Raw genomic sequence first — 13,754 nt, forward strand, 5'->3', positions numbered from 1 at the left:
CCGACGAGGTTAGCCCGCCCGGTCAGGAGGGTGTCGGCCCCGGGGTGCCGGTCGGGCGCGGCGACGCGCCACGGAACGGGGCCGTGGGCAGCACGGGGCGCTGGGGGCGGCCCCGCATGCCGTCCTCGACGACGATCTGCCACTGGGTGAGCCTCCCGACGACCAGCAGTCCGAGGCCGTACCCGCCGAACCCGGCGGCCAGCGTCGCGACCAGGACCAGGGCCGCGACCTTGCGTTCGAACCGGGTGAGCCGATGGCGCGGCGGCAGGCTGTCGCGCAGGTTCGTCACCGCCGGAACGGGTGAGTGACCGTACGTCATAGCGCGGCGAGCACCTCCTGCCCCGTCAGTAGCACGCCCTCGACCAGCTGCTTGCCTCTGGCCTGCGGATTCTTGTAGTGCAGGTAGAGCACGTACGTACCGGACCAGACCATCAGGTAGGCCTCCGTGAAGTCGTGGTCCATCCAGCAGCGGACCGCGTCGCCCAGACCTGACACGGGAATGTCCCTGTCCGCCGCCAGGAAGCCGCCGTGCGCGTGTTTCGCCTGGTCGGCCGGGCCGCCGTGCTCGCCCCTGCCGAAGCGCGTGACCTGCACCGAGAGCTTCGCACCGGCGACCTCCCGGCTCCCGGCGATGCAGGCCGCCCAGCGCCGGTCGCTCTTCTCGCCCCACAACTCGTCCGGTTCCGCGCCGCCCGGCAGCAGGCTCGCCAGCAGCTCGGGCCGCATGAGGCCGCAGACTCGGGGCAGTGGATCGGCCGGGGGCACCTCGGCCCCGACGATGGCATGCTGCAGGCCGAAAGACGCGGCGGCGAGCACGAAGCCCATGCCCACCGCGGTCGCCTTGCGCGCCGCCCTCATGTCGTGCCATCGCCGCATGCGTCGCCCCGTTCGTCGCGGCGAAGCGTAGCGGCGGGGCGCAATCCCGTGTGCCCGAAGGGACACGGGCGGGTCAGGGGCGGCGGGAGGTCTTCTTCGCGATGCGGGCGCGCAGGGCGCGGCGGGCCACCGGGCCGAGGTCCTCGACCATCTCGACCAGCACCGCGAGCTGCTCCAGCGCCGCCATGGCCCGCTGGGCGCCGTCGCGGTCGACGCCCTCGTACAGCTCGAGTCCGATGAACGCGGCCGACACCGCCGTGGCCAGCCCGGGGACGTCGGCGATCTCGGAGATCGGCGAGCCGGTCAGCACCCGCCGCAGCACGTGCTCGATCTCGACCGTCCACAGTGCGAGCGCCTGCGCGGTGGTCTCGGTGAGCTTGCCGCCGTGCTGCGCCCCGGCCAGCATCTGTGCCAGCACCGCGACGTTGCCGAGCTCGCGCTCCTCCTCGTGCAGGGCGCGGCCGACGTCGAGCAGCCCGCGCAGCGAGGTGACCGACTCCAGCCGCTGCCGGTATGCCTCGACCCGGGCCGCGGTGGCGGTCTGGCAGGCGGTCACGAGCAGGTCCTCGACGCTGCCGTAGTGGTAGAAGATCAGCGCCTGGTTGACCCCGGCGGCGGTGGCGATCGTGCGCGCCGACGCGCCCGCGATGCCGTGGTCGCGCAGCGTGGCCATGGCACCGTCGAGCAGCCGCTGCTTGGTGTCGGACATCGTTCCCCTCTCCGCCCGTCCAGCCTAGGTAGAGGTCCCGGGCGGCGCCGGCCACCCCCCGTTGCCTTTGTGGCCGGCGCCGCCCGAAGTCTGTTATCCGACTCAGTCTCGGAGACTCTCGCGCACGGGTCTGACAGAATCCGGCACCGGCGACGCGGCGGTGTCGAGATAGGTCGCCGTGAACGCGCCCCGGTATCCGAACAGCGGCCCGAACCTGCTGTTGGCGACGTCGACCTGGATCCGGAAGCAGCCCGCGTCGTCGTCGTACCACTCGTGGACGCGGGCGGTGCCGGACAGCGCCAGCGGCAGCCGCATGCCGATGAGTCCTTCGTGGAAGCGCTGGCTGCCGGTGCGGATGTGCAGGCCGCCCTGGCCGTCCACGCGCAGGTCGAGGTCGACGGCGAGGTGCTGGTGCGTGCCGAGGTAGTCCACGACCCGGCCCCGGGCCGCGCTGTAGATCATCGTCGCGTCGAAGCGGCGGCGCACTCCGCCCAGGTCGAAGGTGCGGACGAAGGTGACGGTCTCGCGGTCGTGGGAGTCGCGGTAGGCGAAGTTCTGGATGGTGAACGGCACGTCGCGGCCGCGCTCGGGGAACAGGATGTTGCGGGTGGCGCCCGCGTACAGGAACGGCAGCGTGAAGGCGCGCCCGCGCCAGATCTCGGCCATCACCCCGGTGCCGACACAGGCGGTGCGGTCGTCGCTGGCGAAGCCGAAGCGGCGGCGCAACTGCGGGTGCAGGCGGTCGAAGTCGGCGCCAAGCGCGCGCTGGAAGATCGAGGTCATGGCTGCTCCAGGGGGTCGAGCCGGGCGGGGGCGGTGGCCGCGGTGCGGTCGGGTGGGCGGCGCAGGCAGCGGCGGGCGGCGGGAGTGGCCGGATGCGGGGGCACGGCCAGCGCCAGCACCCCGGCGGCCAGCCCCGCCACCGGCCCGCCCAGCAGCGCGGCGGCCACGGTGACGGCCGCCCGGACGGCGGTCTCGGCCAGGGCGTGCGCCAGCGAGCGCCGCGGGTCGATCCCGTGGTCGAGCCACAGCCGCAGCCGGTCGAACGACCACGCGGTGAGCCAGCCGAACACCGGCCGGAACAGCCGGTCGGCGACCGTGCCGGGGCGGCCCCAGCCGGGGCGGTAGTCGTACCCGGTGAGGAACCTGGTGCCGCCGGGGACCGGGACGTACCGCCAGTAGCCGGACCCGGTGTCGACCAGCGACAGCGGGTGCTCCGCCCGGAACCGCAGCACCGAGGTGCGGGTGCCGTCGGGGCGCACGCGCTCCCCCGCGCTCACGCCGACGCCGTGGACGGTCAGTCCGGGCAGCACGGTGGTGGCGTACCGAAACCGCTGCGGCTGCCCGTCCGGCCGGGGCAGGTAGCTGATCCGCCCGAAGCGGGCGTCCCAGCGCTGGTGCTCGCCCGGGTCCTGGGTGGCGCGCCACAGCGGCTCCAGCCCGGCCCGCACCAGCGTCTCCACGTAGATCGGCCGCATACCGCCCTCCCTCCGCGCGATTTGAGCGATCGGTCAACTCAGACTGTAGCCATGTTTGAGCGATCGCTCAAGTCACCTGCGACCCAGCTCACCCCCCGACCCCCGGGTGGGGTCAGGGCAGGACGAGTTCGGCCAGGACGGGGCGGTGGTCGCTGCCGTGCAGGGAGAGCACGCGGTAGTCGCGGATGCCGACGCGCCGGTCGGCCAGGACCCGGTCCAGCACCACGGGCGGGATCCGGTCCCCGTCGTACGGGCCCCACGTGCCGATCAGCCCGTGCCCGGTCACGTCGGCGGCGTCGCGGTAGCCGGAGTCGACCAGGTCGCGCACGAAGTGGTGGTCCAGCGTGGCGTTGAAGTCGCCCAGCAGCACCCGCACCGGCCCGTCCGGCGTGGCCGGCTGCTGGTCGGCGTAGCTGGTCCGCCACGGCGGCACCGCGACCTCGGTCGACGGCGCGGTCGGGTGCATCGACTCCAGCGCCACCTCCTGCCCGCCCGGCATGGTCAGCACGGCCTTGGCCTGCCCGAAGTGCCACGGGTTGAGCCGCATCCCGGCGTCACGCAGCGGATACCGCGCGAACAGGCCGGAGCCGCCCACGTTCGGGTCCGGATAGGTCACCCAGTACGGCAGCGTGTCGCGCAGCCCGGCCGCCTCCAGCTCCGCGACGAAGGTCGGCGTCATCTCCTGGATCGCCAGCACGTCCACCCGCTGCTCGCGCACCAGTGCCACCAGCCCGGCCGAGCTGGCCGAGCCCGCCAGCACGTTGGCGGTCAGCACCCTCAGCTCAGGGCCCTTCGCCCCGGCGAGCGGGTCGCCGTCTGCGGTCATCCGGGGCAGCACGACGGCCGCCAGCAGCACCGCCACCAGGCCTGCGGCGGCCGCGGCGGGCCAGCGCCGCCACACCAGCAGGACCGCCAGGGGCACCAGCGCCCCGAGCGCGACGTACGGGGTGAACGCGATCAGCTGGGTCATCGGGTACCACTCGTCCGCGCCGGTCAGGCGCAGCAGCGCCCACATCGCGCCGGGCAGCACCAGCAGCCACGGCAGCACGGACCGGACGGTGAACCGCAGGAAGCTCCGCATGTGCTCGGACTCTAGGCAGCGGCGCCCGAGCTCGGGGGCCGCCTTTGTGAAGGTTGTGTGCAGAGCTAAGCTCTGCCCCCATGACCGCCCCGGCCGCCCCGTCCGCCGCTCCCGCCCTGCTGCCGACCCTGCACCCGGACCGGCTGCGGCCCGGCGACACGGTGGCGCTGGTCTCGCCGTCGGGCCCGGTGCCCGCCGAGCGGGTGGACGCGGCGGTGGCCGTGCTGACCGGCTGGGGACTGCGCCCGCATGTGTACCCGCACGTGCTGGCCCGGCACGGCTTCTTCGGCGGCACCGACGAGCAGCGCCTGGACGACCTGAACGCGGCCCTGTCCGACCACCGGATGCGGGCTGTGCTGTGCACCCGCGGCGGGTACGGCGCCCAGCGCATCGTCGACGGCATCGACCTCGACGCGGTGCTGCGCGACCCGAAGCTGGTGATGGGCTTCTCCGACATCACCGCGCTGCACCTGGCGCTGTGGCAGGGCGCCCGGCTGGCCACTGTGCACGGGCCGGTCGCGGCCCAGTTCGACAAGGGCGCCGACTCGCCGACCGCGCTGGGTGCCCGGCACGCGCTGATGACCGGTGAGCCGGTGGTGGTCGCGGCCGACCCGGCCGAGGAGACCTACCCGGTGCGCACCTCCGGGCGGGCCGAGGGCGTGCTGCTCGGCGGCAACCTGTCCCTGCTGGCCAGCACCCTGGGCACCCCGCACTCCCCCGACCTGACCGGCGCGATCCTGCTGATCGAGGACGTGGGCGAGTTCCCGTACCGCATCGACCGGATGCTGACCCAGCTGCGCCGCGGCGGCGCGCTCGACGGGGTCGCCGGGATCGCGGTGGGCCAGTTCACCGACTGCGCCGACGGCTGGCCGGTGACCGTGGCCGAGGTCGTCGCCGAGCGCCTGGCCGGGCTGGGCCTGCCGGTGCTCGGCGGGCTGCCGGTCGGCCACGGCGCCCAGCACACCGCGGTGCCGCTGGGCACCCGGGCCGTGCTCGACGTCGACGCGGGCACGCTCACGGTCGCGGCGGCCGCCGCCTAGCGCGGCTCAGGCGGCCGACGGGACCGGGTCGGCGGTGCCGACCGGGACGGTGGCACGGCAGCGCAGCAGCCGCTGCGCGATCATGCGCGCACCGGTCCACGCACCGTGGCGGCGCACCGCCTCCAGGCCGTAGTTGCTACAGCTCGGGGTGAACCGGCAGTGGGCCGGGGTGCGCGCGGAGATTCGCAGCTGGTACTCGCGGATCAGGTTCTCGGCCAGCCGGGTGGCGACGCCGGGGCGCGGCCCGGCCACCGGCGCGGCCGTGAACAACCCGGCCACCGCCCGGAACACCACCTCGGGCAGGTGCAGCCATGCCTGGCTGTGGAGATCGCAGCAGATCGCCGGGGAACAGCAGACGAAACAGCCCCCGCAGGGCGGCTCCAGGACGGCCACGGCACTCCTCATGATCGGCTACGGCCGAGCACGGTAGCAGGTCCCGGCGGCGCGGTCTGCCCCGTCAGCGGCGTGAGGGTCTCAGCGGGTCAGGATGACGAGCACCATGACCGCGACGACGGGCGTGACCATCAGCCCGACGCCCCAGCCGACGAGCACGCCGGTGCCGGTGCCGGTGTCGCGGCGGACCAGGCGCACGACGCTGTACGTCACCGCCGCCACCGCCAGCAGCCCCTGGCTGATCAGCCCGGTGACGGCGTAGACCGATTCGATGTCGGAGCCGTAGTAGTCGGGGCCGCTGCCGAACGCCAGCGCGAACACCGTCGCCGCCAGGACGGTGCCCAGGTGGCCGAGGGCGGACAGCCCGAGACCGCGCCACATCTGCCGGGCCCGCACCTGGTTCGGGTCGGCCGGCGCGACGGGCACCGGCGCCTCGGCCACGGCGGTGGCCGCCGCCGGGTTCGCGGGTGCCTGGTAGGGGTTGTCGCGCATGGGATTGCCGCCTCCGTCCCGGGCGCAAGGGGTGGCCCGTGGCTCGCAGCGTAGCGCCGCGGACCACGGGCCGGGGTTCGGCCGATCCGCCGATCCGGACCGGATCGGCGGGACGGTCAGGTCAGAAGCACTGCGAGGCCGACCAGAGGCGGCTGGCCCGGATGTCGGCATGCACGTGGTCGCTGTGGTCGGGGTAGCCGGGCCCGAGGATGCCGTTGAACCCGTGGTAGCGGGCCTCCTTGGCCATGGTGCACAGCGTGTGCGACCCGGCGCCGAGGTCGGCGCTGTTGCCGTACAGGTGCTGGCTGTCGGAGGCGCCGCCGACCGCGGCGTTGCAGGCCTGGCTGCGGAACCCGGAGGTGACCCGGATGGGCTGGTCGCCCAGCGCGTGCCGCAGCGCCTCCAGGCGCCACATCACCTTCAGCGCGTTCGCCTTGGCGGTGGCGGCCGAGACGTTGCCGCCGGCCCAGGTGCTGTTGCAGGTGTTCAGCTCGCTGTAGGCGAAGTGGACCGGGGTGCAGTCGTCGTCCTGCAACGAGTAGATCTTGCTGTAGGTCTGCGCCCCGGCGATGCCGTCGGCGCCCAGGCCGTACGCGGACTGGAAGCGGACCACCGCGTCGTGGGTCTGCTGGCCGAACACGCCGTCGATGGTGATGAAGCCGCCGTAGCCGGGCCAGCCCGCGACCCGGATCTGGAGCTGGCGCACGTCCTCGCCGGACGTGCCCGTGGACAGGTTGCGCGTCCAGGTGTAGCAGCCGTCGGCGTGGGCGGGGGCGGCACCGACGACGACGGCGGCCGTCGAGCCGACGGCCGCCATCACCAGCACGGTCAGTGCCCGGATAAGGGCATTTCTGAGGGTACGAGGGGGCATGGCGAAACCATGCCAACCACGTACGTCGATGTCAATACTTTACATGAACTGATGTGTTCATGAAGTAATCCTGCACGTTCAGTGCCCGGAACGCACCCGCCCGCCGTCGCCCGCTGCGGTCACGCCGAACGCCAGCGCGTCGACCAGGGCCCGCCAGCTGGCCTCGACCACGTTCTCGTGCACGCCGACCGTGGTCCAGTCCCGGCCGTCGGTGTCGACGGTCTCGACCAGCACCCGGGTCACCGCGTCGGTGCCGTGCGACCCGGCCAGTATGCGCACCTTGTAGTCGGCCAGCTCCAGCCCGGCCAGCTGCGGGTAGTGCCGCGACAGCGACTGGCGCAGCGCGTGGTCCAGCGCGTTGACCGGGCCGTTGCCCTCGGCGGTGGCGATCACCCGCTCGCCGCGCACCCGCAGCTTGACGGTCGCCTCGCTGACCACCGCCCCGTCCTCGCGGTGCTCCACGCTCACGCGGTAGGACTCCAGCGCGAACGGGGTGGTCTGCTCGCCCAGCGACTGGCGCACCAGCAGCTCGAACGAGGCGTCGGCCGCCTCGAACGACCAGCCCGCCGCCTCCAGCTCCTTCACCCGGTGGGTGACCTTGGACAGCGTGTCCGGATGGGCGGCCAGGTCCAGCCCGAGCTCGCGGCTCTTGAGCTCGATGCTGGCCCGGCCGGCCATCTCGGTGACGAGGATCGCCATGTCGTTGCCGACGACCGCGGGGTCCACGTGGTTGTAGAGCGCCGGGTCGACCTTGATCGCGCTCGCGTGCAGCCCCGCCTTGTGGGCGAAGGCGGCGGACCCGACGTAGGCCTGGTGGGTGTCGGGTGCGATGTTGGCGATTTCCGCGATGGCGTGCGAGACGTGCGCCATCTGTTCCAGGCACCCGTCCGGTAGGACGGTCATGCCGAGCTTGAGCTGCAGGTTGGCCGTGATGGCGAAGAGGTCGGCGTTGCCGGGGCGCTCTCCGTAGCCGTTCGCGGTGCCCTGCACGTGCCGTACGCCCGCCTCCACCGCGGCGATGGTGTTGGCGACGGCGCAGGCGGTGTCGTTCTGGGCGTGCATGCCGAGCACGTCGGCGTCGATGCCGAGCATGCCGCACAGCGCCTCGATGGCCCGGGTGACCTGCGAGGGCAGCATGCCGCCGTTGGTGTCGCACAGCACCACGCGCTCGGCGCCGGCCGCCAGCGCCGTGCGCACCACCTCGGCGGTGTAGTCGGGGTCGAAGCGGAAGCCGTCGAAGAAGTGCTCGCAGTCCACGAAGACGCGGCGGCCGTGCTCGCGCAGGTGGGTGATGCTGTCGCGGACCATGTCGAGGTTCTCCTCGACCGTGGTGCGCAGGGCCCGCTCCACGTGGCGCCGGTCGGACTTGGCGACCAGGCACACAGCCGGGGTGTTCGCCGCGAGCAGGCCCGCGATCTGCTGGTCGTCGGCGACCGGCGTGCCCGCCTTGCGGGTGGAGCCGAACGCGACCAGGACCGCATGTTTGAGTTGCAACTCGGTTTGCGCGCGGGCGAAGAACTCGGTGTCCTTCGGCACGGCGCCGGGCCAGCCGCCCTCGATGAAGCCGACGCCGAACTGATCGAGCAGCCGGGCCACCGCGAGCTTGTCGGCCACCGAGTACGTGATCCCCTCCCGCTGTGCCCCGTCGCGCAGCGTGGTGTCGAAGATCTGCATGATGTCGCTCCTCCTAGAGCCGCATGCCGCATGGATGGGACGTTGACGCCGATCATTGGATCGGCAAAAACAAAAGACCCCCCGCGGTCGCGGGAGGTCTGCGCGTCGGCGAGGGGCCTGGGGGTCCAGGCGGGCCGGCACGCTAGGTGCGAATAATCAGTACGGGGCGGATCACGTTCGGTAGCGTCCCACTTTTGCGGTGCCCAGGCCAGCAAGCTCCCGTATTCCGGGACGCCGTGGCGCCCCTCGAACGCGACTGGGCAGGCCACGGGTGCTGTGTCTGATGCCACAGCGCACGATTGCGTAATCCGCAGGTCACGACAGTGCGCCCTGGCTCCGCCTCGCGGCTGGGCGATTGTTGAACGCTCAAGTATTCTGGTCCACATGACCGAGCGCATGCCCGCCCTGTACCTCAGCCACGGCGCCCCGCCGCTGGCCGACGACCCGCTGTGGACCCGCCAGCTGGCCGACTGGTCGGCCGGGCTGCCCCGCCCCACCGCGGTCCTGATGGTCTCCGCGCACTGGGAGAACGCCCCGCTGGCCCTCGGCGCCACCGAGACGGTCCCGCTGGTGTACGACTTCGGCGGCTTCGAGCGCCGCTACTACGAGGTCACCTACCCCGCCCCGGGCGCGCCCGAGCTCGCCGCCAAGGTGCGCTCGCTGCTGCGCGGCCCCGGCCGCTCCGTCGTCGACGTGCCCGACCGCGGCCTCGACCACGGCGCGTACGTGCCGCTGAAGGAGATGTACCCCGACGCCGACGTCCCGGTGCTCCAGATCTCCATGCCCAGCCTCGACCCGCGCGAGCTGATGGAGATCGGGCGGCGGCTGGCGCCGCTGCGCGACGAGGGCGTGCTGATCGTGGGCAGCGGCTTCTTCACCCACAACCTGCGCGCCGCCATGCAGTACGGATTCCTCGGCGCCGACGCGCCGGTGCAGGGCTGGTCGGCCGAGTTCGACGAGTGGGGCGCGCGGGCGCTGGCCGCCGGCGACGTCGACGGCCTGCTGGACTTCCTGCACGCCGCGCCCGCGGGCCGGATGGCGCACCCGCGCACCGAGCACTTCGCGCCGCTGTTCGTCACCCTGGGGGCCGGCGAATCCGACCTGGACAGCCAGCGCAGCATCATCGACGGGTTCTGGATGGGGCTGGCCAAGCGGTCGATCCAGGTCGGCTGACGGGGCGACGCGTCGAGGCGGGCGGCGGTGGAACGGGCGCCCGGACGGACACTACGGTAGGGGCGTGACGATCACGCCCGACCGCAGCATCGCCTTCACCGCCGTCTTCAACTTCCGCGACCTCGGCGGGCTGCCCGCCGGCGGCGGGGCCGTGGTCCGGCCGGGCACCGTGTACCGGTCGGACACGCTGAGCCGCCTCATCGAGGCCGACCGCGACTCCTTCGGCGCGCTGGGCGTCCGTACCGTGATCGACCTGCGCCGCCCCAGCGAGGTCGCCGCCTACGGGCGGGTGCCGGAGTGGACCGGGGTGGTGTGGCGGCACAACCACCTGGACCACCCGCTGTGGGACCACAGCACGTACACCGCCGAGACCGGCGTGGCCCGCTGGCTGGCCGACCGGTACCTGGAGCTGGCGCACTTCGGCCGGGGCGACATCGCCCGGGTCGTGGGCATGCTCACCGACGCCGACAACGGCCCCACCGTGGTGCACTGCCTGGCCGGCAAGGACCGCACCGGCCTGATCGTCGCGATGACGCTGGAGCTGCTCGGGGTCGGCGACGACGAGATCGCCCAGGACTACGCGCTGACCGGCCTCAGCGAGGCCGCGTTCACCCGCTGGTTCCTCCAGACCCACCCCGAGCAGGCGCAGCAGCCGACCCCGATCGTCTACCAGCAGACCCCGGCCGAGGCGATGCTGATCACCCTGCACGAGCTGCGCGGGCGGTACGGGTCGGTACGCGAGTACCTGGTCGCGGCCGGGCTGCACCCGGACCGGATCGCCATGCTGCGCGACCGGCTGCTCCAGCGATGACCGGCGAGATGCTCGATTTCACGGGTACGGTCTTCAACTTCCGCGACGCGGGCGGCGTCCCCACCGCCGACGGGGCCGCGGTGCGCCCCGGGCTGCTGTACCGCTCCGACGCGCTGTGCGACCTGGCGGAGGCCGACCGGGAGGCGTACGCCGCGCTGGGCATCCGAACCGTCGTCGACCTGCGCAAGCAGGTCGAGCTGGACCGCTACGGGCGGGCGCCGGAGTGGGCCTGCGAGCGCTGGCACAACGTGCCGCTGAACAACCCGATGTGGCGGCACGAGGACTACTCCCCCGCCGACGGCGTGGCCGCGTTCCTGGTCGAGCGCTACCACGAGGCGGCCCGGCACGCCGCCGACGACATCGTGCGCGCCGTGCGCATCCTGGCCGATCCCGGCTGCGGCCCGGCGGTGGTGCACTGCTGGGGCGGGCGCGACCGGACCGGTGTGGTGATCGCGCTGGTGCTGGCGCTGTGCGGGGTCGCCGACGCCGACATCGCCGCCGACTACCACCGCACCGAGCAGGGCACGGCCCGCTTCCTGGCCTGGCGCGACGAGCACCGGCCGGGAAAGCCGCCGCTGGAGCCGTACCTGGCCGGCACCCCCGCCGAGGCGATGCTGACCTTCCTGACGCAGCTGCGCGGTCACCACGGCTCGATCGAGGCCTACCTGCTCGGCGCGGGCCTGCCCGAGGCCGACCTCGCGGCCCTGCGCGCCCGCCTGCGCACCGCCGTCTGAGCTGCCCGCTACCGCCCGGCCAGGCGGTGGAGGGGATCCGTGCGGGCGGAGTCGGCGGCGAACGCGGGGTCGCAGCCGGGCAGCAGCTCCAGCGCCTGGCGGGCCGGTGCGGCCGCGTCGGCGTCGCGGCCCGCCAGGGCGTACGACAGAGCCAGTTCCTCGTAGAGCCAGCCGTCCGGGGCCGCCGACTCGGCGACGGCCGTCTCCAGCTCCGGCAGCGCCTCGGCCGGGCGGCCCAGCAGCCGCAGCGCCTTCGCCACGGCGTACCGGGCGATCGGGACCAGGGCGGGGGAGTCCGGGTGGGCCAGGCGCTGCGCCAGCGCCTGGCGGAACGCGTCCAGCGCCGCGTCGGGCTCGCCGGCCTCCAGCAGGTCCCAGCCCAGGTTGTTGAGCAGCGAGCCCTGCCAGCGGCGCACCTCGGCGTCGGCGGAGGACCGGGCCTGCTCCAGTGCCGTGCGCGTCCACGCGCGCCGGTCGGCGGCCTCGGGCTGCACCAGTGCCACCATGTGCGCGGCGTCGACGGCCACGAACGGGGCCGAGGCGTCGGCGTCGGCCCGCGCCGCCTCGTACGCCCCCAGGAACAGCGGCAGCGCCGCGGCCGGGTCGCCACCGCTGCGCCGCAGCCGCCCGCGCTCCAGCCAGACCCGCGCCCGCACCACCGGCACCGACCCGGCCAGGGCCTCCGCCCGGTCGACCAGCTCGTCGCCGGCGGCGAACTCACCGCGCAGCCCGTGCACCCGGGCCAGCTGGGTCAGCACCTCCGCACGGCCGGTGTCGCCCGGCTCGCTGTCGAGCCGGGCCGACAACCGCTGCCACGTGGTGTCGAGATCGCCGAAGTCCCACAGCCCCCGCAGCCGGTCTCCCATCAGCGCCCCATCGTCTCCAGGACGAGCTCGGACAGCTCGATGATCGCGAACATGCCGCCCTGCGGGTCGGCGAGGATCGCGTAGTTGCCGACCGGCATCTCCAGCGGCCCGGTCAGCACCTGCCCGCCCAGCTCCCGGCACCGCGCCACCGCTCGCGCGCAGTCGCTCACCTCGAAGGTGACCCGCCAGTGCGCGGGCGCGTCCAGCGGGTAGCGCGCATCCATGACCGACAGGCCGCCGACGGTCCGGCTCTCCTTCAGCCACTCGATGTACGGCACCCCCTCGACGATCTCGCCCTTACGCTCCGACCAGCCGAACGCCTTGCCGTAGAACGACACCGCGGCCGACTCGTCGCGCGCGACGACCTCGGTCCAGCACTGGGTGTCCGGCTCGTTGGCGAGCTCGGCACCGCCGAAGCTGCCCTTCTGCCAGAGCCCGAACACGGCCCCCTCCGCATCGGCGCACAGCGCTGTACGGCCACGCGGGCCGATGTCGCTCGGTCCCGCCAGGACGGCGCCGCCAGCGTCCGCCACCGTCACCGCGGCGTCGTCCGCGCTGACCACCGAGACGTACCCGAGCCAGGCGGAGGGCCGTCCCGGCGTGCCCGGTCTGATCCCCGCCACGGCCCTGCCGTCCAGCGAGAACACCTCCCCCGGCTCCCACCCGAACATGGCCGCGTAGAACGCCGTCGCTCCGGCGACGTCGGCTGCGGCGTACTCCGCCCAGCACGGCGTGGCCGGTGCGTATCCCCTAACTCGCATGCGGACACCTTAGGGCCATCTCGGCCGTGCGGCGAGAGGCCCGCTCGCTCGGGCGTTACCCGCCGTTCGGCCAGGTGTACTGTCGATGGGGTCGATCGGTCCATGCGCGAACGTCACTGCCGCGCGATGATGTGGCCATGCTCCAGGATCGATCCGTCGTGGCGGGCCTCAACACCGCGCTGAACGAGGCCGACGTGGTCGGCCTGCGCGTCTACTGGCCCGGCCGCACCGTACGGCTGCTGCTGCACGTGCTGGCGCTGCCGGAGCTCGGTCCGGCCGATCCCGACACGCGGCGGGCACTGATCTTCACCGGCGTCTCCCAGCTGCGCGTGCTGCTGCGCACCGACCGCAGCAACAACCGCGACTACAGCAAGGCGATCACGCTGGCCGACGCCGACGACGCGGACCGCTTCCTGGCCTCGGTCGGCTGGTCCAATCCGATGTACGGCTGGAGCTTCGTCGACGACCCGCAGCTGACCCACGGCTGGCCCGAGGAGCTGAGCTTCACGCTGACCTCGCCCAACGGCCCCGCCGACGGCCCCGGCACGCACACCCTGTACTGGTTCTGCGAGTGCGGCCGCGCCGAGCCCGGCGGCGACATCGGCTACTGCATCGAGGGCGACATCCGGTTCGAGCGGCTGGAGATCGAGCGTGCCGACGGTTCCCCGATCCCGCTGACCACCTTCGTCGCCGCCGGAGTCCGCTGGTGGGAGGCGCACGAAGCCGCCGACCCCCGGGTCTCCCCCGAAGCCCAGCAGTCCCAGCCCCCCTCCCCCGCCTGGACCTGAGGGGAGC

At 73.4% G+C, this 13,754-nt stretch carries 17 protein-coding genes; 5 read left to right on the forward strand and 12 right to left on the reverse strand.

Translation table 11 applies throughout. The annotated features are described in order from the left end of the window. Nucleotides 1-22: 22 nt before the first annotated feature. The 6 genes from Cs7R123_RS11975 to Cs7R123_RS12000 form a co-directional block, all read right to left on the reverse strand. A complete protein-coding gene (locus Cs7R123_RS11975) occupies nt 23-319 on the reverse strand; it encodes a hypothetical protein (protein ID WP_212826065.1) in 297 nt (98 codons plus the stop codon). Further along, the gene (locus Cs7R123_RS11980) at nt 316-876 is read right to left on the reverse strand and encodes a hypothetical protein (RefSeq protein ID WP_212826067.1); all 561 of its coding nucleotides are present in this window, start codon (nt 874-876) and stop codon (nt 316-318) included. The genes Cs7R123_RS11975 and Cs7R123_RS11980 overlap by 4 nt, the downstream gene beginning before the upstream one ends. A gap of 73 nt (nt 877-949) precedes the next feature. After that, on the reverse strand, nt 950-1,585 hold the full coding sequence (locus Cs7R123_RS11985) for a TetR/AcrR family transcriptional regulator (protein WP_212826069.1): 636 nt from the start codon (nt 1,583-1,585) through the stop codon (nt 950-952). Between the two features lie 102 nt (nt 1,586-1,687). Then, nucleotides 1,688-2,368 (reverse strand): DUF4166 domain-containing protein, encoded by a 681-nt coding sequence (locus Cs7R123_RS11990; protein ID WP_212826071.1) that lies wholly within the window; start codon nt 2,366-2,368, stop codon nt 1,688-1,690. Further along, nucleotides 2,365-3,063, reverse strand: coding sequence for a hypothetical protein (locus Cs7R123_RS11995; protein ID WP_212826073.1), 699 nt, complete (start codon nt 3,061-3,063; stop codon nt 2,365-2,367). The genes Cs7R123_RS11990 and Cs7R123_RS11995 overlap by 4 nt, the downstream gene beginning before the upstream one ends. A 112-nt stretch (nt 3,064-3,175) precedes the next feature. Further along, complete coding sequence (locus Cs7R123_RS12000; protein ID WP_212826075.1) at nt 3,176-4,144, reverse strand: endonuclease/exonuclease/phosphatase family protein; 969 nt, start codon at nt 4,142-4,144, stop codon at nt 3,176-3,178. 80 nt (nt 4,145-4,224) lie between these two features. Between Cs7R123_RS12000 and Cs7R123_RS12005 the strand changes: the two genes are divergently transcribed. After that, nucleotides 4,225-5,184 (forward strand): LD-carboxypeptidase, encoded by a 960-nt coding sequence (locus tag Cs7R123_RS12005; protein ID WP_212826077.1) that lies wholly within the window; start codon nt 4,225-4,227, stop codon nt 5,182-5,184. Between the two features lie 6 nt (nt 5,185-5,190). On the opposite strand, the gene yidD is transcribed toward Cs7R123_RS12005, so the two are convergent. The 4 genes from yidD to cimA all read right to left on the reverse strand — a co-directional run bounded on the left by yidD (nt 5,191) and on the right by cimA (nt 8,614). After that, a complete protein-coding gene (yidD, locus tag Cs7R123_RS12010; RefSeq protein ID WP_244871771.1) occupies nt 5,191-5,577 on the reverse strand; it encodes a membrane protein insertion efficiency factor YidD in 387 nt (128 codons plus the stop codon). Between the two features lie 81 nt (nt 5,578-5,658). Continuing rightward, complete coding sequence (locus Cs7R123_RS12015) at nt 5,659-6,069, reverse strand: hypothetical protein (RefSeq protein WP_212826081.1); 411 nt, start codon at nt 6,067-6,069, stop codon at nt 5,659-5,661. A 121-nt stretch (nt 6,070-6,190) separates the two neighbouring features. After that, on the reverse strand, nt 6,191-6,940 hold the full coding sequence (locus tag Cs7R123_RS12020; protein WP_212826083.1) for a D-Ala-D-Ala carboxypeptidase family metallohydrolase: 750 nt from the start codon (nt 6,938-6,940) through the stop codon (nt 6,191-6,193). A 78-nt stretch (nt 6,941-7,018) separates the two neighbouring features. Further along, complete coding sequence (gene cimA / locus Cs7R123_RS12025; RefSeq protein ID WP_212826085.1) at nt 7,019-8,614, reverse strand: citramalate synthase; 1,596 nt, start codon at nt 8,612-8,614, stop codon at nt 7,019-7,021. Nucleotides 8,615-8,998: 384 nt separating this feature from the next. On the opposite strand from cimA, the gene Cs7R123_RS12030 reads away from it, so the two are divergent. The 3 genes from Cs7R123_RS12030 (at nt 8,999) to Cs7R123_RS12040 (ending at nt 11,332) form a co-directional block, all read left to right on the forward strand. Beyond that, nucleotides 8,999-9,787 (forward strand): dioxygenase, encoded by a 789-nt coding sequence (locus Cs7R123_RS12030; RefSeq protein ID WP_244871772.1) that lies wholly within the window; start codon nt 8,999-9,001, stop codon nt 9,785-9,787. 64 nt (nt 9,788-9,851) lie between these two features. Continuing rightward, nucleotides 9,852-10,598 (forward strand): tyrosine-protein phosphatase, encoded by a 747-nt coding sequence (locus tag Cs7R123_RS12035; protein WP_212826087.1) that lies wholly within the window; start codon nt 9,852-9,854, stop codon nt 10,596-10,598. After that, nucleotides 10,595-11,332 carry a tyrosine-protein phosphatase gene (locus Cs7R123_RS12040; RefSeq protein ID WP_212826089.1) on the forward strand — a complete coding sequence of 246 codons (738 nt, stop codon included), beginning with the start codon at nt 10,595-10,597 and terminating at the stop codon, nt 11,330-11,332. Before Cs7R123_RS12035 ends, Cs7R123_RS12040 begins: the two co-directional genes overlap by 4 nt. Before the next feature lie 8 nt (nt 11,333-11,340). Here Cs7R123_RS12040 and Cs7R123_RS12045 read toward each other — a convergent pair whose 3' ends face one another. Both Cs7R123_RS12045 and Cs7R123_RS12050 read right to left on the reverse strand, forming a co-directional pair. After that, entirely contained in the window at nt 11,341-12,198 is an 858-nt protein-coding gene (locus Cs7R123_RS12045; RefSeq protein ID WP_212826091.1) for a tetratricopeptide repeat protein, read from the reverse strand. Then, nucleotides 12,198-12,959, reverse strand: a complete 762-nt coding sequence (locus tag Cs7R123_RS12050) for a VOC family protein (protein ID WP_212826093.1) — start codon at nt 12,957-12,959, stop codon at nt 12,198-12,200. The genes Cs7R123_RS12045 and Cs7R123_RS12050 overlap by 1 nt, the downstream gene beginning before the upstream one ends. Before the next feature lie 137 nt (nt 12,960-13,096). Here Cs7R123_RS12050 and Cs7R123_RS12055 point away from each other — a divergent pair, with 137 nt between their 5' ends. Then, nucleotides 13,097-13,747 carry a hypothetical protein gene (locus Cs7R123_RS12055; protein WP_212826095.1) on the forward strand — a complete coding sequence of 217 codons (651 nt, stop codon included), beginning with the start codon at nt 13,097-13,099 and terminating at the stop codon, nt 13,745-13,747. Nucleotides 13,748-13,754: the final 7 nt, after the last annotated feature.

The sequence above is a fragment of the Catellatospora sp. TT07R-123 genome, from assembly GCF_018327705.1.
GTDB lineage: Bacteria > Actinomycetota > Actinomycetes > Mycobacteriales > Micromonosporaceae > Catellatospora.